Here is a 21,669-nt window from a genome sequence, read left to right as displayed (position 1 = left end):
CACCACGAACTGTCGGAAAGTCGCGGTGATCGTATTGGGGCTGCTACGCAGCCCAACGGGAGCAAGCTCCCTCGCCACAGGTTTTGCGAAACCTGATGGAGCAGATTTCAATTCTGCGGCGATGTATCCGACACATTCACCCCATTGCTACGCAACGCCGCCATGATGTCGCGGTCCAGCATGCTCACCCAGCGGTTGTAGTTGCGGTGGATCTTGCCGTCTTTGTAGCCCAGGTCGCGGCTGTCGCGGTAGGTGATGGCGTAGCTGTTGCGGGTGTAGCGGATGTCGATGGCGGCGTAGAACTGGTTACGCACATTGATCTCGGCCTGCACCAGTTGCGGGCTCAGGCGTTGCACCGTCCAGTCGCGCTTTTGCAGGGCGTTGACGATGATGGTTTTCATCTTTTCGTCGCTGACTTGGGCGTTGGCCGGCAGTTCGTGCTGGGTGTTGAGGATCGGCTTGTTGGTGCAGCCGGCGGTGGTCAACAGGGCCAGGGTGATCAGGGTGGCGCGTAGCAGGGAAGACATTGCGTATTCTCCAATCGGTTTAAAGGTCAGGACCAGCGGCGAAAGATCAGCGACGTGTTCACGCCGCCAAAGGCAAAATTGTTGTTCATCACGTAGTCGTGGTGCATCTCGCGGAACTCACCTTGCAGGTAATCCAGCTCGCCGCATTGCGGGTCGACGGACTCCAGGTTGAAGGTGTGCACGTACTGGTTGCGGTTCATCATCTCAATGCTGAACCACGACTCCAGCGCGCCGCAGGCGCCCAAGGTGTGGCCGAGGAAACTCTTCTGCGAGCTGATGGGCATGCGGCTGCCGAACAGGCTGCTGGTGGCCAGGGTCTCGGCGATGTCGCCCTGGTCGGTGGCGGTGCCATGGCCATTCACGTAGCCGATGGCGTCCGGGGTCAGCCCCGCATCTTCCAGCGCCAGCTCCATGGCACGGCGCATGGTTTTCTGCTCCGGGCGCGTGGTGTGCTGGCCGTCGGCGTTGCTGCCAAAGCCCACCAGCTCGGCGTGGATATGCGCACCACGGGCCAGGGCGTGTTCCAACTCTTCCAGCACCAACATGCCGCCGCCTTCGCCGATCACCAGGCCATCGCGGCCGCTGTCGTAGGGGCGTGGGCTGGTTTGTGGCGCATCGTTTTTCAGGCTGGTGGCGTACAGCGCGTCAAACACCATGGCTTCGGTGGGGCACAGCTCCTCTGCACCGCCTGCGAGCATCAAGGGCAGGCGCCCGAACTTGATCGCCTCATAGGCATAACCGATGCCCTGGCTGCCGCTGGTGCAGGCGCTGGAGGTGGGGATCAGCCGCCCGGTCAGGCCAAAAAAGATGCTGATATTCGCCGCCGTGGTGTGGGGCATCATGCGCACGTAGGAGTTGGCGTTCAGCCCCTCGGCCACCGAGTTCAGCAGCATATTGCCGAACGCCTTGATCTCGTCGGTGCTGCCAGTGGACGAGCCACAGGCCACGCCCATGCGCCCATCCTTGATCGACTCATCGCCGAGCAAACCGGCGTCCTGCAACGCCTGCTCCGCGGCCCACACCGCCAGGCGCGAGACGCGGCCCATGCTGCGCAGTTGCTTGCGGGTCCAGTGGGCCGGCACCACAAAGTCGTCAATCGGCCCGGCCAGGCGCGTGTTCAACTCGGTGAAACGGTCCCACTCATCCATGCGGCGGATGCCGCTGCGGTTGGCGCGAAAGTTGGCCGAAATGGTGGCCCAGTCGCCGCCCAAGGAGGTCATACCGGCCATGCCGGTCACTACGACGCGCTTCATCAGCACAAGCCTCCATTCACGGCCAGGACCTGGCGGGTGATATAGCCGGCTTCGGCCGACATCAGGAAATTCACCGCGCCCGCCACTTCTTCCGGGGTGCCCATGCGTTGCGCGGGGATCATCTTCATCAACTCTTCCACCGGTACGTTTTCATCCAGCATCGCGGTGTCGATCAGGCCGGGTGCGACGCAGTTGACGGTGATCTTGCGTTTGCCCAGCTCGATGGCCAACGCTTTCGCAGCGCCAATCAGGCCGGCTTTCGAGGCGCTGTAATTGACTTGCCCACGGTTGCCGATCAGCCCCGACACCGACGTAATGCACACGATACGCCCAGCGGCGCGACGACGAATCATCGGCATCATCACCGGGTGCAGCACGTTGTAGAAACCGTCGAGGTTGGTGCGCATCACCACGTCCCAGTCGTCTTCGGACAGGGCTGGGAACGCGCCGTCGCGGGTCAGGCCGGCGTTGAGCACCACGCCGTAATAGGCACCGTGTTGCTCAACGTCCGCTTCGAGGATCTGCTTGCACGCAGCGCGATCCGCCACATCGAATTGCAGCACCCGCGCCTGGCGGCCCAACGCTTGCACCTCGACTTGCACCGCGTCCGCTTCGGCACGACCACTGCGGCAGTGCAGCACGATGTCATGGCCGGCCTGGGCCAGGCGCAAGGCAATGGCGCGGCCGATACCACGGCTGGAGCCGGTGACCAGTACGGATTCAGTCATGGCGTTTCGTCCTTCGATTCATCTAAATAGTTGGCCGCCTGGGGCGGTCGAAATACGTTCAAGCGCGCGCTGGCCTGGATACCGTCACCGGTGAGGTGGCATTCGAACACCCCCATGCCGTTGTCGTCTTCCAGGGAGCGCAGGCCGTGGATGGTCAGCTCGGCACCTGCCGGGAAGTGCTCCACGTTGCACTCGAATTTACGTGTGCCCAACAGGAAACCCAGTTCCACCGCTTCGCCTTTTTGTCGCGCACGGCAACCGGCGTAGGCGGCAACGCTTTGCGCCATCAGCTCAATGCCGACCCAGGCCGGCAGGCTGCCGTCCGGGCGGTTGAACAGGCCGCCGGGCTTGACGGTTAGGCGGGTGTGGATCTGCTCTTCATCGAACGACAACACTTGGTCGATCAGGATCATGTCGCCCGCATGGGGCAGCAGTTGCGCGAGTGGCCATTGAGTCATGGGGCCTCTCCGATAATCAGGCTGACGTTATTGCCGCCGAAGGCAAACGAGTTGCTCATCAGGCAGCGTTTCTTCAAGGGTTCACCGCTGTGCGCCCATTGCAAGGCTGGTAATGCCGGGTCGGGCTGGCCGTCCCACACGTGGGGCGGCACCACGCCGTGGGCCAGGCTCAGCCAGCAGAAGGCTGCTTCCAGCGCACCGGCAGCGCCCAGGGTATGGCCGCTCATGGGCTTGGTCGATGAGCAGGGCACGCCGTCAGGGAACAGGCTGGCCACGGCCAGGCTTTCCATGGCGTCGTTGTGTTGGGTGGCGGTGCCGTGCAGGTTCAGGTAACCGATCTGTTCGGGCTGCAGTTTCGCGCAGGCCAACGCCTTGCGCATCGACTGCAACGCACCTTTGCCACTGGGTTCTGGCGCGGAGATATGGTGCGCATCGCAGCTGGCGCCACTGCCCAGCAGCGCGATGGGCGCCGGTTGCCGGGTCATCAAAAACAACACCGCCGCTTCGCCGATATTGATGCCGTTGCGGTTCACCGAAAACGGGTTGCAGCGCGCATTCGACACCGCTTCCAGCGCGCTGAACCCATTGAGGGTCAACTTGCACAAACTGTCGACGCCGCCGCAGATCACCGCATCGCATGCACCCAGGTCCAGCAGGCGCTGGGCACTCATCAGGGCACGGGCGCTGGAGGTGCAGGCGGTGGAAATCACGTAGGCCGGGCCGCAGAGTTGCAGCCAGTCGGCGAGGAAGTTGGCCGGGGCGCTGAGTTCCTGCTGCTGGTAGTCGTAGTCGCCGGGGAATTGGTTTTCCCGCAGGTAATGGGCGATGCCACGACTGGCCTCGTCGATGCCCGAGGTGCTGGTGCCGAGCACAATGCCGACCCGTGAGGCGCCGTAGCGTTGGATGGCCTGGCGGATTTCAGCCTCGATCTGCCGCGCCGCTTCCAGCAGCAGTTGGTTATTGCGGCTGCTTTGCTGGCCCAGTTCGGGCGGGATAGTCGCCAGCTCGCCGTGCACGCCGCCCACCGGCAATACGCGCTCCGGCACCCAGCCGCTTTCGGCACGCATGCCCGAACAGTCGCCGGCAAACAAGCTGCGGCTGACCTCGGCTTGGCCACGGCCAAGGGCGCAGATGACACCCAGGGCATTGAGGTAGGCGGTCATTGGGCAACCCCAAGCGGTGTGATGCGGTAGCTCAAAGGTTGGCCGCTCATGTTCACGCTGAACACTTCGGAGGATTGATAGACGATCTGCCAATGCCCGGGCAGGGTGCGCGTCAGGTCCCGGGCTTGTGCGGCCGGGTAGAGCGCACGCAGGTCATCGGCCGAGGCCAAGGCAAACAGCAGCGCCGCGAACAACTCGCGGGCCTGGGGATTGGGCGGCAACAAACCATCGGCCTGCCACTGCCCGTCGATCAACTTTTGCCGGGCTTGGGGGATGCCCAGCGGGTCCATCATCGACCAACGAATACCGGCGCCTTCGCGCTGGATCACCAACAGCCAGTCCTGGCTCTGACCATCGGCCAGGCGCTGCACATGCAATTGCATCGGCAAGGCCAGTGTCGGTGTTTTTTCGGGCAGCGGTGGCTGGCTGGCGCAGGCGCTCAGCAGCAACAGGCAACCCATCAGCAGCATGCGCATCATGTGCCGGCACTCGCCAGGGGTTTGCGCGCCACGCAGTTGACCAGGGTTTCTTCACGCTGGCCCACCGGCGGGGCCTTGCGCAGGCCCCAGCGTTCCAGCAGGCCAAAATCGCTGGAGCGGCTCCACCACAGGTACGGGTACGAGACGTTCTGCGGGCCGAACTCAAAGCCCTGCTCGCGGATCATCTCCAAGTACTCTTCGGCGCTTTTTTGCACATGCATGGGGTGGCGGAACAGCCAGCGAATCACCCAGGTGTCGATATAGGCTTCGGTGGACTCGGCAAACAGCAAGTAGCCCCCCGGCTTGAGCACACGGTAGAACTCCTTGAGGGCGCGGTGCTGTTCAACCAGGTGGTGAAAGGTTTGGTGGCAGAACAGGATATCGACACTTTCGTCCGGCACATCGAGGGTGGCGCAGTCGCTGCCGATCAGCTCCACCGCCATGCCCTGACGCACAGCCTCGGCCTTGCTCAACTCCAGGCTGTGGGGGTCGGCGTCCAGGCCGATCAGGTGTTTGGGGGCGAACACCTGGCGCAGATACTGGAACGACTTGCCCTGGCCGCAACCGGCGTCCAGCAACACGGGCGCCTCTGGCAGCGGGTCGGTGAACAGGCTACGCAGGTCGTTGATCGCCACGCGCAGCACATGGTGCTGCCAGGTGTGGCTGCGCAGGAACCAGAAGCCGAACTTGGTTTCTTCGACGTAGTTTTTACTCAGGTATTGGCTGCTCATACCGGCTCGCTCGCACAAATTTCCGACAACATCCGCAACCGCCGCTTGGGCTCGCTGACAAACGGGTTGCGCTCGTCCCACGCGTAACCGGCGAGGATCGAGCAGATCATCCGACGAATTTCCGGTGAGCTGTCCGGGTGATAAATCACATCCTGGAACGTGCCGGCGTACCAGCCTTCGACGTAGCAGCGGAAGGTGTCGACACCGCGCTTGAGCGGCTCGGCAAATTCGGTTTGCCAGTCCACTGTTTCACCGCTCAGTTGGCGATGCAGGAGGCCTGCGGCCATGCTCGCCGAACGCATGGCGATGGTCACGCCGGAGGAGAACACCGGGTCGAGGAATTCCGCCGCATTGCCCAGCAGCGCAAAGCCTGGGCCGTGCAGGGTTTTGACGTTGGCGGCATAGCCGCCGATGGTGCGCGCCGGGGTATCCCACACCGCGTTTTGCAGCACGCCGGACAGGCTTGGGGTTTCGTCGATAAAACTGCGCAGGCAGGCATCGAGGTCGCTGTCGCGGCCGTCGAAGTGTTCCTTGGCCGCTACCACGCCCACCGAGCAACGACCGTTACTGAACGGGATGGTCCAGAACCAGATATCGCGCTTTGTCGGATGGGTGGTCACCAGGATCTTGGTGCGGTCGAAGCCTGGGTGTTCGATGCGGTCTTCAACGTGGGTGAATACTGCCTGGCGCACCGGGAAGTCAGAGGGCAGGTCCAGGTCCAGCAGGCGCGGCAGTACGCGGCCATAGCCGCTGGCGTCGAGCACGAACTTGGCCTTGAGGTGGTACTCGCTGCCGTTCTCGCGGCGTACGTGCAGGTAGCGGCAGTCGCCCTTGAAGTCCACGCCGACGATGGTTTCGCCGTAGCGGATCTCCACGCCTTGCAGCGCCGCTTGGTCGGCCAGCAGCTTGTCGAACTCGCCGCGCTGCACCTGGAAGGTGGTGGGCTTGCCGTTGCTGAACGTATCGCTGAAATCAAACGCGCTGTAGCGCTCGCCCCAGGCGAACGCGGCGCCGGTTTTCAACTGGAAACCGGCGGCTTGCACGGCGTCGAGCATGCCGGCTTCTTCGATGAAGTCGATGCAGTGGGACAGCAGGCTTTCGCCGATCGAGAACCGTGGAAAATGCTGGCGCTCGATGATCAATACATCATGCCCTTTGCGCTTTAACAGCGCGGCGGCGATGGCCCCGGACGGACCGGCACCAATCACCACCACCTGGCGACGTTCCATTTCAACTGTGGGCACGAGGGCTCCTTGCCACATTGGCGATAATCACATTCATAAGGCGTGTTTCTGTTGCCCGGCCCAGGGCGCCAGCATAAAGCTGAATGCCAGGCCCAGGCTGACCGATAAGCCGAAATTGCTCACAGCCGGTGTACTGGAGACGGCCAGCAGGCCAAACGACAACCAGGTCGTCAGCGCTGCCAGCAGCGTGCCTAAAAGACTGACCGCCGGGCCGCCGATCTGCTCGCGCATCAAGATGGCGTAGTCGACGCTGATGGCCGTGACCAGCAGCAGCCCGAACAGGCTGAACAGGGTCAGTGGCTGGCCCAGCCAACCCAGGCTGGCCAGGCTGCACAACGCCGCCAGCAACGGCAGGGCGACGATGCGCAGGGCACCGCCAAAGCCAAACGGCAGGATCAGCAGCAGCACGATCAATACGCACGACATCAACTTCAATTCGGCCGCGCTGATCTGCGTGTCGGCAAAGACCCGGTTCAAATCCCCCAGGCGATCCACCAGTTGTACCCCTGGCAAATCCACTGCCTGCACCCGCAGCAGCGCGGGGTTGTTCAAGCCCTGCAAGCTGACCATCGCGGCGACGCCACCGTCCACCGGGCCTAGCCATAGCGTGCGCCAAGGTTCGGCCATGGGGCCTGCCAGCGCGGCATCAATGTCTTGGGTGGGCAGCGCTTGCAGTTGCGCGACCTCCGCTTGCAGGGCGCTGGCGGGCACGCCGAGGTCTAGCAGCGGTTGCCAGTGTTGCGGTAAAGCGTTTAACGCATCACGCAGCTGTTGCTGCTCGGCGGGCAGGCTGACCAGTTGATGGAGCGCCAGGTAGCCCTGCAGCTTGTCCATGTTCACCAGTTGCTCCAGGCGTTGGCCCAGGGCGCTTTCACGCTCCAGCAACTGTTGCTGGTTCTCCCCCCGCACCAGAAAAAACTGGCTGGTGGGCTGGAACCCGGTGATCCGCGCCACGGCTTGCGCCTCTTGCAGCAACTGCGGCGGCGCGCCGATCCACTGGCGAATATCGTTCTTGCTGTTCAGGTGCCACAGGCCACCGGCACAAAACAGTAGCACCAGCGCCAGCAGCACCGGGCTTGGCACACGCTTGAGCAACGAGGCGCGCACGAGCCACAGGCATTCGGCGATGCGCAGCGGCCATTGCGCCGGGCGCAGTTCGACACCCTTGAGCAGCGCCGGCAGCAGGCACACGGCCGACAGGTACGCACCCACCAGCCCGGCCGCCGAGAACACGGCGATTTGGGTCAGCGCCGGAAACGGCGTCCAGGCCAGCGCCAGGTAGCCGATGCAACTGGTGGCCAGGCTCAGGCTCAGCCCCGGCAGGGTGAGGCGCAACGCCGACCAACTGCGCCAAGGCTTCATGCTCCAGCTCTTGGACAGGTAGTGCAGCGGGTAATCCACCGCCACGCCGATCAGGCTGGAACCCAGCACCAGGGTCATCACATGCATATGGCCGAACAGCGCCACGCAGGCCACTGCGCCGAACAGCATGCCCACCAGCACCGGCACGAAGGCCAGCAACACGCGCCAGCGCCGGAACGCCAGCAATAGCAACAACAAGATGCCAACGGTCGCACCGCCGCCCACCCAAGTGATTTCCCGCGTGGCCTGCTGCTGGCCATTGGCGGCGTAAAGCAGCCCGCTGGCGGCGAGTAGTTGCGCGCCGTGTTCGCTTGCCTGGGCGCGGCTGGCCTGGAGCAGATCCGCCACTTGCAGCGGCAGTTTCATATCAAAGGCATTGCCGGTGGTGCGCGCTCGCAGCAGCACCCAGCTTTTGCCGTCGGCGTCGGCGATCAACGCGCCGCTGCCGATATCCAGTTGCACCGAACCGTGTTGCGGCTGGCTGTTCTGGATGCGTCCGGTCAGGCCCAGCCAATCGTCCTGGCTGGGCACCAGGCTGAAGCCGGTAAACGGATCGAACAGCGCTTGCACGCGCTGTTGGATAAATGCGTCGGGCTGCTTGATCAGTTGCTCGCGGTCCTTGGCCGACAGCATCGCCAGGCGCCCGCGCAGCAGCTGCTCGCGCAGTGCAGGAAGATCGGCTTGCAGGTTCCACTGCACTTTTTCAAACAGGCCGCTGGCTTGCCATTGCTCGCCCAATTGCTGGGCCACGGCCACCGCTTGTTGGCGGTCAGCATGCCCCACCAGTACCAGCATTTCGCGGTTGAGCGGCTCCTGCATGCGCTGTTCGGCTTGCAGCTCCAGGGCGTCCGGCGTGTTGCCCGGCACCAGCTCCATCAGGTTGGCCGACAGCGGCGCGCCATGGCGCCACTGCCAGCCGGCCAGGGCGAGCACGGCCACCAGCAGGATCAGGAACAGGCGCGGCAACAGGCGCTCACTGGGCAAAGTCATGTTGCTCGGCTTCGCTCAGGGGGAGGTCGGCGTGGCTGTCCTGCATGCGCAGTACGGTGCTGTCACCTTGGGTTTCCAGCAACTCGATGGTGTGCACCAGGTCGCCGCCATCGATGTTGATTTGGGTGAAGACCTGCTTGAGCAACAGCGAACGCGGAATCAGGGTCAGCTTCCACTGCTTGGCCTCGCCTTGCAGTTGCAGCTCGAAGTCTCGCTGCAAGCCACTGCTGTCGCCTTGGAGCACGGCGAGGAACAGGCGATTCTGTTCGGCACCGGCGCTCTTGTTTGGCAGCAATTGCCAGCCGCTGGCATCGCGGCGGGCAATGCCTTGGGCGCTGATGCGGTAGTCCTGTTGCAGCGGGGTTTTGAGCAACCACAGCAGGCCGTGGTCCTTGGCCAGCACGAAGGTGCCTTTGCTGACCAGCGGTTGGGGCAGGGCGCGCAGGTGTTTTTCCTGGGTGAAGCTGCCGTGGATCACGGAGGGTTTTGCAAGCTGGTCGCTGAGTTGCTGCAAGTCGAAAGCATGAGCACTGAAACTCAGCAACAACCCAACCCCTGTAGGAGCGAGCTTGCTCGCGAAAAACCTGAGGGCGCTGCGTAGTGTCAGGCAACCCGCGTTTTCGTTGGCGATCTTCGCGAGCAAGCTCGCTCCTACAGGGGGTCTCATGTCAGGGCCCTTTCGACGGCGTCGGTGAAGACTTTTGGGGAGGCCAACTGCATCTCGCGGCTGGCGACTTCCACTGCCACTTGGACGGTGCTGGCGCGGGTCAGACGCTCGCCGCTGGCCAGGTCGGTGATCAGGTAATTGACCTTCAAACGGTTCTCCCACTCCACCAAACTGGCGCGCACGTTGATGGTCTGGCCAAACACCGCGCCGCGCACGTAGCGCAGTTGCATGTCGATCACTGGCCACGCGTAGCCCGCTTCGAGCATGGCCGTGTAGTTGTGCCCGATCTTGTCCAGTAGCGCGCAGCGGGCTACTTCCAGGTATTTCACGTAATGCCCGTGCCACACGACGTTCATGGTGTCGACGTCAAAAAACGGCACGAGGATTTCGGTGTCGCAGTGCAACACGCCGGGGCTACGCATGCAGCCTCCAGTGTTGCGCGGCGATGCGTTGCAGGCACAGGCGCAGTTCGCCTTCCAAGGCGCGGTCTTCGATCACCGGCGGGAAGTCCTTAGCCAGTTGCTCGTGCATGGCGGCCAGGGCTGGCGGCAATGGGCGGGCGTCTGCGGCCTGGGCGCGCAGCCATACGCCTTGGTTGGCGGCCAGCAGGGTAGCGGCGGCGACCTGTTCGGTCAGCTCCAGCACGCGGATTGCATCACGGGCGGCGATGGTGCCCATGCTCACTTTGTCCTGGTTATGGCATTCGGTGGAGCGCGAGAACACGCTGGCGGGCATGGTGTTTTTCAGCGCTTCGGCGGTCCAGGCGCTGGTGCCGATCTGCACGGCCTTGAAACCGTGGTTGATCATGGCGCGATCGGCCGGAGCGCCGGACAGGTTGCTCGGCAGGCCGTGGTTGTAACGCACGTCCACCAGCAGCGCGAGCTGGCGGTCGAGCAGGTCGGCAACGTTGGCCACCAGGGTCTTGAGGCTGTCCATGGCAAACGCGATGTGGCCGCCGTAGAAGTGGCCGCCGTGCAATACGCGCTCTTGCTCGGCATCGATGATCGGGTTGTCGTTGGCGCTGTTGAGTTCGATCTCGATGAACGACCGCAGCCAGTTCAAGCTGTCGGCCAGCACGCCGAGGACGTGGGGCGCGCAGCGCAGCGAGTAGCGGTCCTGCAAGCGATGCAGTGGCGCGGTCGGAGCGTCGATGGCCAAGTCCTTGCGCAGCCAGGCGGCGACTTGCATCTGCCCCGGATGCGGCTTGGCGGCGAACAGGCGCTCGTCGAAGTGTTCCGGGTTGCCTTGCAGCGCCACCACGTTCAGCGCGGTGATGCGCGTGGCCAGTTGCAGCAGGTAGTCGGCGCGGGCGAAAGCCAGGCAGGCGAGGCCGGTCATCACGGCGGTGCCGTTCATCAGCGCCAGGGCTTCCTTGGGGCGCAAGACCAGCGGGTCCCAGCCCAGTTCGCGGTGTACATCAGCGGCTTGGCGACGTTCGCCACGGAACATCACTTCGCGCTCGCCGGACAAGGTGGCGGCCACGTAGGACAGCGGCGTCAAATCACCGCTGGCGCCCACCGAGCCTTCTTCCGGGATCAGCGGCAGTACGTCGTGTTCAAGGAACGCGTGCAGGCGCTCGAGCAACTCCACGCGCACGCCGGACACGCCGTGGCACAGCGACTGCAAACGTGCGGCCAGCACCGCGCGGGTGGCTTGGGCGTCGAGCAACTTGCCCAGGCCGCAACCGTGGAAGGTGTACAGATGACGCGGCAACGCTTCGACGTGCTGCAACGGCACCGCCACCACACATGAGTCGCCGTAGCCGGTGGTCACGCCATAAATCACGCCTTCCTTGTCCAGCAGCGAGTCGAGGAACTGCGCGCCCTTGGCGATACGCTGGCGATACGCAGCATCGCCCTGCAATTGGGTAGGCACCTGACGGTTGGCCAGGGCCAGCACGTCTTCGATGCGCAAAGGGCGTTCGCCAAAGGTTACCGGCTCAAGATGCGTCGTCATCGGTCTTCCAGAAAGGGTAAAAGTTGAACCATTGTTGGGGCGCTTCCAGGCAGAACTGGCCCAGGCGTGCGGCGTAGCGTGCGGTCCACAGGGCTATGACCTGCTCGCGGGTATTACGTTTCCATTCGATCAATTGCGCGAAAGGCTCAATGGTCAGGCGGTAGCGGCCCTGGTGCTTGAGGCACATCAGCAGGTTCACCGGGCATTTGAGCAAACCGGCCAGCAACCACGGGCCTTGGGGGAAGGCGGCGTCATGGCCGAGGAAGTCCACCCGCACCGTGCGCCCGCCATGCAGCGGCACGCGGTCGCCGGCGATGGCCAGCCACTCACCGTCGTCCAGGCGCTGGCTGAGCAGCAGCATGGTGGCCGGGTCCAGCTCGCTGACCTGGATCAGCCGCAAGTGCGTCGCACCGGCTTCGCCCAGCAGGCGATTGAATTGTTCGGCGTGTTTGGTGTGCACCAGCACGTTCATGGTCACTTGTTCGCCAATCTCGGCGAGGGCGCGGCACACTTCCAGGTTGCCCAGGTGCGCGCCCACCAGCATCTGCCCGCGTTCGCCACGCAGTTGCCCGCGCAATTGTGCGGGGTCGTTGATTTCGATTTGTTCCAGGCGCAGCTTGCCGTTCCACACGTCGAGCTTGTCGAGCAGTGAGTCGGCGAAGGCCATGAACTGGCCGAAGACCCGGCGGTGAGTGGGGCGCAGTTCGTCGCGCCCGCTCCAGTCGGCCAGGCGCTGCTGGTATTGCCAGGCGCTTTGGCGCGCCGTGCGCCCGAACAGGAAAAAGTACAGCACGATGCCATACAGCACCGGGCTCAACAGGCGGCGGCCAAGCACCTTGGCGGCGAAGGCGGTGAGTTTCATCAGCCAGTAGCTGCCGCGTTCCTCGCGGTCGGCCCAGTGCTTGGTGCTGTCGCTCATGCCTGCCACCGTCGCCACAGGATCATCGGCGCACGTACCAGCATGCCGAAGAACAACCGGGTGTGCATGGCCGAGATGCGCACGTTGTCGCGGAACAAACGAAAGTGCGACAAGCCATCGGCAGGGTAATGCACCCGCGTCGGCAACCAGCGCATCGGCTGGTTGCGCCAAGCCAGGCGCACCAGGATGTCGGAGTCGAAATCCATGCGCGTGCCGATGTAGGCCGAGTCCATCAGCGCCAGGGTGGGGGCCAGCGGGTACACGCGAAAACCGCACATCGAGTCGCGAATCTGCAGCGACAGGGTGTTGATCCACACCCAGACGTGTGTCAGGTAGCGTGCGTAAAGGCGGCCCTTGGGCACGCTGTCGTCGTATTCGGGGTAGCCGCAGATGATCGCATTGGGGTGCGTGCGGGACGCGGCGAGGAAACTGGCGACGTCGCGCAGGTCATGCTGGCCGTCGGCGTCCACTTGCAGGGCGTGGGTAAAACCCAGGCGCGCCGCTTCGCGAAAGCCCGCCATCACGGCGCCGCCCTTGCCTTGGTTGGTGGGCAGGGTGAGCAGGGTGACGTTGGCTTGGGTAGCCAGTTGCGCCAGCACCGCTGCGCAGGCCGGGCTGCTGCCGTCGTCTACCAACAGGCACGGCAGGCCGCTGTTGAGCAGGCTTTGCACCACGGCGGGCACGGCCGCTTCGTGGTTGTAGACCGGGATCAGGGCGCAGGGGTTATGCATGAGATGACCCCCTGTGGCGAGGGAGCTTGCTCCCGCTGGAGCGCGCAGCGCTCCCAACCCAGGCATTGCGATTGCTCAGAGTGATCTCGGTCGTCAATGTTGGGGCTGCTTCGCAACCCAGCGGGAGCAAGCTCCCTCGCCACAGAAGCTTATTCACTTGGCATCTCCAACAGAATGCGCCCACTGGAGCACGCCGCGACGCCATTGCGGTAGGCGAAGTACAGCTTGCCGCGCTCCTGGTCGAAACGCAGGTGCAGTTCGATCCGGTCGCCTGGGCGCACCAACTGCTGGAACTTGAGCACTTCCATCCCGGCAAAGGTGGCGGGCAAGTCGAGCAACAGTTGGCCCAAGTTGAACGCCCATTCCACCTGTACCACGCCCGGCAGCACCGGTGTGACGGGGAAGTGGCCGCTGAAATAGGCCAGGTCCGGTGGGATGCTCAGTTGCAACGTCCATTCGCCATCGATTTGGACCTGCTCCAGTACTTCCGGGGCTTTGGGGCGCGGTGCGAGCAACAGCGCCTCGACTTGCGCCTGGGGCAGTTTGCCTTGGCTATTGAGCGGCAATTGGCGCAGCAAACGCCAGCGACGGGGCAGGGCCAGCGCTTCGCAATGTTGGCTCAAGTGCTGGCGCAGGGTTTGGGTGAGGGTGCGTCGGCCCTGGTTGCGCAGGGCATGCAGGCCCTCGGCACTCAGCACCACCAGGGCGCCGAGGGACGCACGGTTTTCCTGCACCACGCCCAGGCGCGTTTCAGCGACCCACGGGTGGGCCATCAGCGCTTGTTCGAGCATGGGCAGGGAGATGCGTTTTTCTTCCAGCTTGACGATGCGGTCCAGGCGCCCCAGCAGTTCGAAGCGGCCATCGGCGTGGATGCGCGCAGCGTCGGCAGTCTGTTCGATGTGCCCGGCGGGCAGGTACGGCGAGGCGATGCGCAAGGCACCGTCGGCGTCCTGGCTCAGTTGCACATCGGCAAACGGCTGCCACGGCTGTGCGCCCTGGCGCCAGGCGATGCCGCCGGTTTCCGAGCTGCCGAGGATTTCCGTGGGCCATTGCTGCAAGCGGTCGTAAAGCTCGCCAGCGGCCTCGATGGGCAAGGCGCCGCCGGAGGAAAATACCCGTGATACCTGGCTCAGCGCAGGCCAATCCAGGTTGTCACCCATGCGTTTGAGCAGCGCCGGGCTGGCCACCCAGGCGAATTGCGCATGCTCACGGCTGGCGCGCTGCAAGTCCTCGGGAAAGGCCAGTTGCTTGCGCATAAAGGTGCGCCCGGCGCACAACGGCCACAGCACGCGGAACAGCAAACCGTAGATATGTTGGGTGGCAACGCTGCCAATGATGCAGGCGTCGTTGAGGTCCTGGCCCCATAAGGTTTCCAGGGCTTGGACTTCGTTGGCCAGTTGGCGCAAGGTCTTGTCGATACGCTTGGGCTCGCCGCTGGAGCCGGAGGTACACAGGCTCAGTTGGCAGGTGTCCAGATCCAATTCGGCAGGGCTCAATGGCGCTTGATACAGCGCATCAAGGTCGACCGCTTCGCTCAACCAGGCGTCGACGTCCCCATCCCAGCGTTGCCGGGTCTGGGGTTGCAGGTCTGCGGGCAGCAGCACGCCCACCCCGGCCCGCCAGGCGCCCAGTAGGGCAATCGCCAGCAGGCCTGCGTCTTCCAGGTGCACCGCCAGGCGCTGGATACCGCGTGCTTGCAGGCCCGCCGCCAGGCTCAGGGAGTGTTCCCACAGCTGTGCGTGGCTCATCGCAGGTTCAGTGGTGACCGAACGCTGTTCCAACGGCTCAAGCAGCAAGTGCTCAAGTTTCAACCCTTTCATACGCGGCCTCGAACCCTTTGTCGTACCAGCCATTCCACGGCAAACAACAGCCCCATCAGCCCGTAGGCGATGAGGCCGTTGTACAACGTCCACCAGCTCAGCGGCGCCCACAGGGTGAGGGCGGCGGCGAGCAGGCCATTACATAGAAAAAACACACTCCACACCACGGTCACCCGGCGGGTATACACGATGGCATGGGGCGGCAGTACGGGATCGGTCATGCGCGCCAGGCGCTCCACCATCGGCGGGCCATATTTGAGGCTCAAGCCGAACAGCGACAGCATGAACGCACTGACCAGGCTCGGGTACCAACGCAGCAGGTGCGGGTTGTCGAACCAGGCCAGCAGCAGGCAGAACACGATCACCGCCAATGCCATCCAGCGGCTTCCGGGGCGCCGAGCGCCGGTGAGCGCGCGCAATAGCCATAGGCTGCCCAGCAACAGGCCGAACTGCCACGGTGCAAAGTGCTCGGTGCCGTAATACACCGCAAAGGGGTACAGCAGCCCCGCCAACAACAGGCCAAGGCCGATCAGCCGGCTCATGCGGCCGGTTGCACCAGGCGGTACACCGCCTCAACCACGTCGTTTACGGTGCGCACCGCCTTGAATTCCTCGGCGGCGATCTTCTTGCCGGTCTGGCGCTTGATATGGTCGATCAAGTCCACGGCGTCGATGCTGTCGATTTCCAGGTCCTGGTACAGGTTGGCGTCAAGGGTGACGCGTTCCGGCGGCAGTTCAAACAGTTCCACCAAGGCGTCGCGCAGGGTGTTGAAAATATCGTCACGAGTTTGCATGGTACGGTCTCAGGCTGCCTGTCTGGCCGTGACGAACGCCGCAAGGCTGGCCACGTTGGTGAAGTGATTGCGGGTGTCCTTGGCGTCGGCATCTATCTTGATGCCGTACTTTTTCTGGATCGCCAGGCCCAATTCCAGGGCGTCTACCGAATCCAGGCCCAGGCCTTCGCCGAACAGGGTCTGATCGCTGCCAATGTCGTCGACACTGATGTCTTCCAGGCCCAAGGCCTCGATGATCAGTGCCTTTATGTCGTGCTCAAGGCGGTGTTGGTCGCTCATCTTCGGCGAGCTCCTTAATAAAATAGTGGTGCAGGTAATCGTTTAGCTTGCGTGAAGCCTGGGGCGCGGGCCCCAGTGTTGCGAACGCCTGTGGTTCTATATCGGCACCCACGCGCAAACTAAAGTGAAAGCGGCATTTTGGGATGCGATACCAGGGTTCGGCTTTGGTCAGGGTGGTGGGGCTGACCTTGATCACCACCGGGGTCAGGATTGTCGCACCACGCAACGCAATGGCGGCGCCCCCGCGATGAAAGGCAGGCGCTGCACCGGGTGTGGTGCGGGTGCCTTCGGGAAAGATGATCAGGGTCTGGCCTTCGCGCAGGGCGTTGGCGGCAGCATCGAGCATGTCGGCGCTGCCATCGTTGCTGATATAGCCCGCATCGCGCACTGGGCCGCGCATGAACGGGTTTTGAAACAGGCTCTGCTTGACCACACAGTTGGTCTGGCGCATCAGGCCGATCAGGAACACTACGTCGATCAGCGAGGGGTGGTTGGCGACGATCATCTGGCCTGGGCGGCCGAGCTTTTCCGCACCCTCGACGCTGTAGGTGAGCACGCCTGCGCGTTGCATCATACGGATAAACAGCCAGAACAGCCGGCTGATGGTATGCCGGGCGCGACGCCGATGGGTTTCGGCACTGCCTGGCAGGCAGCCAAGCAACGGGAACACCACCAAGCGCAGGCACAGGCCGCCGACGCCGAACAGCAAGAAGCTGGCGGCGGTGGCGAACAGGCGCCAGTAGTAGGCGTCCCGTGGTTTGTCGTTTACGGCTTGCGTTGCCAGTTCCATACACGGTTCTTCCAGGCATGTTGGCAGGTGGCCTGCTGGTTGAGCAGGGCGCGCAGCAGGTTAAGGGCGTGGGGCCACTGGGTTTGAGTGGGTTGGACAGTGCCTGCGCTCAGTTCCAGCTGCCATTCGTCGCCCGGAGTCAGCAACAGGCCGAGGGCGTACGGAAAGGGCACGTCAGTGATCCAACTGGCGTAGGCCGCGGGGGGCTGTTCTTCGGTGATCACCAGTAACACGGCCGGCGCGCCTTCATTGAGCAATGCGGCAGCTTCGAGCATGCCGTGTTCCAGGCCGTCGCCCGCGGCGGCGAGGGCGGTCATTTCACTGGTTTCATTGCGCAGGATCGACCACAGGCCGATCACCGCGTTATGCACCGACAGGCTGAATTGGGTTGGCGACAACGGCTGGTCGTTGGCCAGGTCGCTGAGGATGTCGAGGGTGCGCGGGGTTTCGCCGTGCCGGGAGATAAACACCAGCGGCAGGTCCTGCAGGCCTTCGACCAGTGGCCAGCCCACACTGAACGCCATGCGCGCCAGGCGGCTGAGGCGGCGGCGCTGCATGGCGGGCAGGAAGGAGACGTCGGGGCACGCTTCACTGACGGGCAGCAACGCCGGGGCCTGGCACCAGGCCTGCCAGTCGTGCGCGCTTTCGAGCCCGGGAGCCCAGGCGCGCCATTGGGCGATGTTGAAAGTGATCACTGAGAAGTTATCCCGCCCCTGCGGGCTTCCATGTGCGGCTGTTGGCCCCGAATACCGGGACAGGGAGCAATAGCCGAATGGCGCGCATTATCCCGGTGCCGTGGGGTTCTAGCAAACTTTGGTAAAGAATTGTTCAAGGCTGATTACAAATGGGTAGAAAAGATTTGCGGATTGTCCTTTACATGAGCGCCGAATGGTTTGTCGGACCCTTCTCTTTAATGTGTCGGGCGCGTATGACAGCCAAAAGCGTCGATGGCCTGCGATGCAGTAATGGATGGATGAACAAGGTAGCTAACAGGCGCTTTTGCCCTCTACACTCGGACATTCATTGATACACGGAGGTTTTTCCATGCGGCGTGTGGTGTTCAATCAGAAAGGCGGGGTTGGCAAGTCCAGCATCGCCTGCAACCTGGCGGCGGTCAGTGCCAGCGAAGGCTATCGAACCCTGTTGGTCGACCTCGATGCACAAGCCAACTCAACCCAGTACCTCACGGGGCTGACTGGCGATGATATCCCGATGGGGATCGCAGATTTTTTCAAGCAAACCCTGTCTTCCGGGCCGTTTTCGAAGAAGAACAAAGTAGATATCTACGAAACACCGTTCGACAACCTGCATGTGATTACCGCCACCGCGGAATTGGCCGATTTGCAGCCCAAGCTTGAGGCCAAGCACAAGATCAACAAGTTGCGAAAATTGTTGGACGAGTTGGCCGAGGACTACGACCGGATCTACCTCGATACGCCGCCGGCGCTGAATTTTTATGCGGTTTCGGCGTTGATTGCCGCTGATCGCGTTTTGATCCCTTTCGATTGCGACAGTTTTTCGCGCCAGGCGCTGTATGGGCTGTTGTCTGAAATTGAAGAACTGAAGGAAGACCACAACGAAGGCCTGGAAGTGGAAGGCATTGTGGTCAACCAATTCCAGGCCCGGGCAAGCCTGCCGCAACAGATGCTCGACGAGTTGATCGCAGAGGGCTTGCCGGTGTTGCCGGTGTACCTGGCCAGCTCCGTGCGCATGCGCGAGTCGCACCAGGAGAGCAAGCCGCTGATTCACCTGGACCCACGGCACAAGCTGACGCAGCAGTTTGTGGAGTTGCATAACCTGCTGGAAAACGCGTGATCTGACAGGCAACTGAAATCCCCTGTGGGAGCGGGCTTGCTCCCACATTTGATCTGTGTTGTTCTCAGGGGCGAGTTACACGCCCTGGCTACGCAGCCACGCCATCAACTGCGGCAACGGAAACGCCCCACTCTGGCGCGCCACTTCGCGGCCATTTTTGAACAGAATCAAGCTGGGGATCGAACGAATCCCCAACTGCGCCGACAACTGCTGATTGGCCTCACTGTCCAGCTTGGCCAACCGACACTTACCTTCCAACTGCCCGGCCGCCTGCTCAAACACCGGCGCAAACGACTTGCACGGCCCGCACCACTCGGCCCACACGTCCACCAGCAACGGCAAGTCGCCCTTGATCTGGCTGGCGTAGTCGCCTTGTTTCAGTTCGAAAGGCTTATTCAACAACACCGGTTGCTTGCAGCGCCCGCACTTGGGCGCATCGCCCAGGCGTTCGCCGGGGATGCGGTTGAGGCCGTTGCAGTGTGGGCAGGGAATGACGACAGGTTCGGACATGGGGGCTCCAACAAAACAGACCAGGAAGGTCTTATTTGGAGTCGTTTTCGAGCGTTATCAAGCTCAAGTTGGCGTTGCAAATGCTCACAGATTTTTAGGTGGCGATCGCGCCTGTCTATCTAGGCTGTGAAGGCGGGTTCGACAAAGCGCCATTGGTCCGTTCAAGGCTATAGCAAATTGCGATAGTCAGTGTTCGGGTTTAACCTTCATAGCAAGATGCGATAGGGACGTTGCATGCGAGTAATCAGTGCGAAGCAAATCCGAAATGCCAAGGAAAAATGGCCTTATTCAGCCAGTGCATTAGATGAGTGGTATCGGAAGGTCAAAGTCATCAGCCCTGAAGATTTTGCCGCGTTGAGATCGGTTTTTCCTGCGGTGGATAAGGTGGGTGCGTTGCACGTCTTCAACATCGGTGGCAACAAGTTGCGGCTCATTGCGGTTGTGCGTTATCGAATGCAACGCCTCTATATCCGGCATGTGCTGGACCACCGGGAATATGACAAGGGTAAATGGAAGGAGTGAGTGCAGTGACAGCATTGATCGAGCAAGTAGCTGAGCATTGGCAATTCGTGGCGCCTCTGCTGCGCAAACCTAAAACCGAGGCTGACTACGATGTTCTGGTGGCAGCGTTGGACGAATTGTTGGACATCGTTGGCGAGGACGAAGCTCATCCGCTGATGGGGCTGGTCGATATCATCGGTGATTGGGTGGAGGCCTATGACTTAGAGCATTGGCCAATGCCCGAGGCGAGCGGTGTCGATGTATTACGGTCAATGATGCAGGAACATGGTTTGACACAAAGTGACTTGCCTGGGGTCGGCGCTCAATCGGTTGTCTCGGAAATACTGAGTGGAAAACGCCAGCTCAACGTTCGGCAGATTCGTTGGCTGGCGGAGTTCTTCAAGGTGCCGGTGGACATGTTCATCTGACTGCGATCAAGGCGCTGGGTGAGCGTCTTCTTAGGACGAACAACTAATCTCCAAATGCTTGCCCCAATCCGGCGGCCGTTGCGCGTATTGCTCCATCCCCGCTTGCTCCTCAAACGGCTTGGAAAGCACCTCATGCAGCCGCCGCACTTCGCTGTAATCGCCGGATTCTGCGGCGGTGATCGCATTCTGCGCCAGGTAGTTGCGCAGGATGTACAGCGGGTTCACCGCGTGCATGCGCTCCCGACGCTGTTCCTGGCTGTAATCGCCGTCTCGCTCAACGCGGGCCTTGTACAGCTCTGCCCAGGCATCAAACCCGGCCATGTCGACAAAATCATCGCGCAGCTTTGTCACGGCCAGCGCCGCCGGCTCATCCCCCAGGCGACGGAAGAACAAGGTGTAATCCACGCCGCTGTTCTGCATCAGCTTGAGCAAGCGCTCCACCAGATTTTGGTCATCATCTTCTGCGGTGGTCAGCCCCAGGCGGCGACGCATCAGGTCCAGGTAATTGGCCTGATACAACGGCAGGTACAGCCCAAGCGCTTCCTTCAACGCATCCACGCTGATAAACGGCGTCAACGCCTGTGCCAATGCGCTGAGGTTCCACTGCCCGATGGGCACTTGGTTGCTGAAGGAATAACGCCCTTCATGGTCCGAATGGTTGCAAATGAAGTGCGCGTCAAAATCATCCAGGAATGCAAACGGCCCGAAGTCGAAAGTGATGCCCAGGATCGACATGTTGTCGGTGTTCATCACCCCGTGGCAGAAACCGTAGGCCTGCCACTTGGCGATCAGCTCGGCGTTGCGTTCGACAATTTCACGGAACATCGCCAAGTACGGCTCAGGCTGTTCACGGCATTCAGGGTAGTGAAGGTTCAGCACATGCTCAGCCAACAGCGCCTGCTGCTCGGGCTTCTTGGTGTAGTAGAAATATTCGAAATGCCCAAAGCGGATATGGCTCGGCGCCATGCGCAATACCATGGCGCCGCGTTCCTGCTTCTCGCGCCACACCGGGGTGTCGGAGCCGATCACGCACAATGCGCGGCTGCTGGGGATGCCCAGTGCATGCAGCGCTTCAGACGCCAAAAACTCACGAATCGATGAGCGCAACACGGCGCGACCATCGCCCATGCGTGAGTAAGGCGTCATCCCGGCGCCCTTGAGGTGCAAATCCCAGTGCTCGCCCGCTTCGTTGTACACCTCGCCCAGCAACAACCCCCGGCCATCGCCTAACTGAGGGGTGTAGCCGCCGAACTGATGCCCGGAATAGACCATCGCCCGTGGTTCCGCCTCCGCCCACAGCTTATGCCCGCCAAACAGCTCGGCAAATACCGGCGTTTCGGCCACGACGGGGTCGAGGTCGAGCAGCGCCATGGCGGCGTTGCTCGCCACTACAAGGCGCGGCGCGTCGAGGGGTTCGGGCAAGACGTGGGTTGAAAACGCGTCGCCCAAGCGTGCGAAGCGGTTGTCGAAGGTCAGTTCGTCGAGGGCTTTCACCGGCCATCTCCAGCAGAATGTCCGAGCATTC

25 protein-coding genes are annotated in these 21,669 nt (G+C 62.5%); 3 read left to right on the top strand and 22 right to left on the bottom strand.

The annotated features are described in order from the left end of the window. Positions 1-107 precede the first annotated feature (107 nt). From ACLD1Y_RS29625 to ACLD1Y_RS29530, 20 genes are all read right to left on the bottom strand, one after another. Positions 108-527: a hypothetical protein gene (locus ACLD1Y_RS29625; protein ID WP_429481211.1), complete on the bottom strand. Its 420-nt coding sequence runs from the start codon at positions 525-527 to the stop codon at positions 108-110. Positions 528-553: 26 nt separating this feature from the next. Further along, on the bottom strand, positions 554-1,780 hold the full coding sequence (locus ACLD1Y_RS29620; RefSeq protein ID WP_112193065.1) for a beta-ketoacyl-ACP synthase: 1,227 nt from the start codon (positions 1,778-1,780) through the stop codon (positions 554-556). Further along, positions 1,780-2,508: a 3-oxoacyl-ACP reductase FabG gene (fabG, locus tag ACLD1Y_RS29615; protein ID WP_429481210.1), complete on the bottom strand. Its 729-nt coding sequence runs from the start codon at positions 2,506-2,508 to the stop codon at positions 1,780-1,782. Before fabG ends, ACLD1Y_RS29620 begins: the two co-directional genes overlap by 1 nt. Continuing rightward, the gene (locus tag ACLD1Y_RS29610; RefSeq protein WP_429481209.1) at positions 2,505-2,966 is read right to left on the bottom strand and encodes a 3-hydroxylacyl-ACP dehydratase; all 462 of its coding nucleotides are present in this window, start codon (positions 2,964-2,966) and stop codon (positions 2,505-2,507) included. The genes fabG and ACLD1Y_RS29610 overlap by 4 nt, the downstream gene beginning before the upstream one ends. Beyond that, positions 2,963-4,129 carry a beta-ketoacyl-[acyl-carrier-protein] synthase family protein gene (locus tag ACLD1Y_RS29605; protein WP_429481208.1) on the bottom strand — a complete coding sequence of 389 codons (1,167 nt, stop codon included), beginning with the start codon at positions 4,127-4,129 and terminating at the stop codon, positions 2,963-2,965. The genes ACLD1Y_RS29610 and ACLD1Y_RS29605 overlap by 4 nt, the downstream gene beginning before the upstream one ends. Then, positions 4,126-4,608 carry a hypothetical protein gene (locus ACLD1Y_RS29600; RefSeq protein WP_429481207.1) on the bottom strand — a complete coding sequence of 161 codons (483 nt, stop codon included), beginning with the start codon at positions 4,606-4,608 and terminating at the stop codon, positions 4,126-4,128. The genes ACLD1Y_RS29605 and ACLD1Y_RS29600 overlap by 4 nt, the downstream gene beginning before the upstream one ends. After that, positions 4,605-5,339, bottom strand: coding sequence for a class I SAM-dependent methyltransferase (locus ACLD1Y_RS29595; RefSeq protein ID WP_429481206.1), 735 nt, complete (start codon positions 5,337-5,339; stop codon positions 4,605-4,607). Before ACLD1Y_RS29595 ends, ACLD1Y_RS29600 begins: the two co-directional genes overlap by 4 nt. Then, complete coding sequence (locus ACLD1Y_RS29590) at positions 5,336-6,583, bottom strand: NAD(P)/FAD-dependent oxidoreductase (protein WP_429481205.1); 1,248 nt, start codon at positions 6,581-6,583, stop codon at positions 5,336-5,338. Before ACLD1Y_RS29590 ends, ACLD1Y_RS29595 begins: the two co-directional genes overlap by 4 nt. Positions 6,584-6,616: 33 nt before the next feature. Continuing rightward, entirely contained in the window at positions 6,617-8,929 is a 2,313-nt protein-coding gene (locus ACLD1Y_RS29585) for an MMPL family transporter (protein ID WP_429481228.1), read from the bottom strand. After that, the gene (locus ACLD1Y_RS29580) at positions 8,919-9,602 is read right to left on the bottom strand and encodes an outer membrane lipoprotein carrier protein LolA (protein ID WP_429481204.1); all 684 of its coding nucleotides are present in this window, start codon (positions 9,600-9,602) and stop codon (positions 8,919-8,921) included. Before ACLD1Y_RS29580 ends, ACLD1Y_RS29585 begins: the two co-directional genes overlap by 11 nt. Further along, entirely contained in the window at positions 9,599-10,024 is a 426-nt protein-coding gene (locus ACLD1Y_RS29575; protein ID WP_429481203.1) for an acyl-CoA thioesterase, read from the bottom strand. The genes ACLD1Y_RS29580 and ACLD1Y_RS29575 overlap by 4 nt, the downstream gene beginning before the upstream one ends. Then, entirely contained in the window at positions 10,017-11,558 is a 1,542-nt protein-coding gene (locus ACLD1Y_RS29570; RefSeq protein ID WP_429481202.1) for an HAL/PAL/TAL family ammonia-lyase, read from the bottom strand. Before ACLD1Y_RS29570 ends, ACLD1Y_RS29575 begins: the two co-directional genes overlap by 8 nt. After that, positions 11,542-12,477, bottom strand: coding sequence for a glycosyl transferase (locus ACLD1Y_RS29565; protein ID WP_429481201.1), 936 nt, complete (start codon positions 12,475-12,477; stop codon positions 11,542-11,544). The genes ACLD1Y_RS29570 and ACLD1Y_RS29565 overlap by 17 nt, the downstream gene beginning before the upstream one ends. Continuing rightward, complete coding sequence (locus ACLD1Y_RS29560; protein ID WP_429481200.1) at positions 12,474-13,208, bottom strand: glycosyltransferase family 2 protein; 735 nt, start codon at positions 13,206-13,208, stop codon at positions 12,474-12,476. The genes ACLD1Y_RS29565 and ACLD1Y_RS29560 overlap by 4 nt, the downstream gene beginning before the upstream one ends. Positions 13,209-13,357: 149 nt before the next feature. Continuing rightward, on the bottom strand, positions 13,358-15,028 hold the full coding sequence (locus ACLD1Y_RS29555) for an AMP-binding protein (RefSeq protein WP_429481199.1): 1,671 nt from the start codon (positions 15,026-15,028) through the stop codon (positions 13,358-13,360). Beyond that, positions 15,025-15,570, bottom strand: a complete 546-nt coding sequence (locus ACLD1Y_RS29550; RefSeq protein WP_135289222.1) for a hypothetical protein — start codon at positions 15,568-15,570, stop codon at positions 15,025-15,027. Before ACLD1Y_RS29550 ends, ACLD1Y_RS29555 begins: the two co-directional genes overlap by 4 nt. Further along, a complete protein-coding gene (locus ACLD1Y_RS29545; RefSeq protein ID WP_003187949.1) occupies positions 15,567-15,821 on the bottom strand; it encodes an acyl carrier protein in 255 nt (84 codons plus the stop codon). The genes ACLD1Y_RS29550 and ACLD1Y_RS29545 overlap by 4 nt, the downstream gene beginning before the upstream one ends. Positions 15,822-15,830: 9 nt before the next feature. After that, positions 15,831-16,100, bottom strand: a complete 270-nt coding sequence (locus tag ACLD1Y_RS29540) for a phosphopantetheine-binding protein (protein WP_071492342.1) — start codon at positions 16,098-16,100, stop codon at positions 15,831-15,833. Next, complete coding sequence (locus tag ACLD1Y_RS29535) at positions 16,078-16,890, bottom strand: lysophospholipid acyltransferase family protein (RefSeq protein ID WP_429481198.1); 813 nt, start codon at positions 16,888-16,890, stop codon at positions 16,078-16,080. The genes ACLD1Y_RS29540 and ACLD1Y_RS29535 overlap by 23 nt, the downstream gene beginning before the upstream one ends. Continuing rightward, complete coding sequence (locus ACLD1Y_RS29530; RefSeq protein ID WP_429481197.1) at positions 16,866-17,585, bottom strand: beta-ketoacyl synthase chain length factor; 720 nt, start codon at positions 17,583-17,585, stop codon at positions 16,866-16,868. Before ACLD1Y_RS29530 ends, ACLD1Y_RS29535 begins: the two co-directional genes overlap by 25 nt. A gap of 349 nt (positions 17,586-17,934) precedes the next feature. Here ACLD1Y_RS29530 and ACLD1Y_RS29525 point away from each other — a divergent pair, with 349 nt between their 5' ends. Then, a complete protein-coding gene (locus ACLD1Y_RS29525) occupies positions 17,935-18,705 on the top strand; it encodes a ParA family protein (RefSeq protein WP_429481196.1) in 771 nt (256 codons plus the stop codon). Positions 18,706-18,780: 75 nt separating this feature from the next. On the opposite strand, the gene trxC is transcribed toward ACLD1Y_RS29525, so the two are convergent. Further along, the gene (gene trxC / locus ACLD1Y_RS29520) at positions 18,781-19,215 is read right to left on the bottom strand and encodes a thioredoxin TrxC (RefSeq protein WP_429481195.1); all 435 of its coding nucleotides are present in this window, start codon (positions 19,213-19,215) and stop codon (positions 18,781-18,783) included. Positions 19,216-19,449: 234 nt separating this feature from the next. On the opposite strand from trxC, the gene ACLD1Y_RS29515 reads away from it, so the two are divergent. Both ACLD1Y_RS29515 and ACLD1Y_RS29510 read left to right on the top strand, forming a co-directional pair. After that, a complete protein-coding gene (locus ACLD1Y_RS29515; RefSeq protein ID WP_185704953.1) occupies positions 19,450-19,737 on the top strand; it encodes a type II toxin-antitoxin system HigB family toxin in 288 nt (95 codons plus the stop codon). A 5-nt stretch (positions 19,738-19,742) separates the two neighbouring features. After that, positions 19,743-20,144, top strand: coding sequence for a helix-turn-helix domain-containing protein (locus ACLD1Y_RS29510; protein WP_135289229.1), 402 nt, complete (start codon positions 19,743-19,745; stop codon positions 20,142-20,144). A 30-nt stretch (positions 20,145-20,174) separates the two neighbouring features. On the opposite strand, the gene selO is transcribed toward ACLD1Y_RS29510, so the two are convergent. Then, positions 20,175-21,638, bottom strand: a complete 1,464-nt coding sequence (gene selO, locus ACLD1Y_RS29505; protein ID WP_429481194.1) for a protein adenylyltransferase SelO — start codon at positions 21,636-21,638, stop codon at positions 20,175-20,177. Between the last annotated feature and the right edge of the window lie 31 nt (positions 21,639-21,669).

The sequence above is a fragment of the Pseudomonas sp. 18175 genome (assembly GCF_050432925.1).
Classification (GTDB): domain Bacteria; phylum Pseudomonadota; class Gammaproteobacteria; order Pseudomonadales; family Pseudomonadaceae; genus Aquipseudomonas.
Note: the sequence above shows the minus strand (reverse complement) of the source record. Positions and strands in the feature narration are given on the sequence as shown.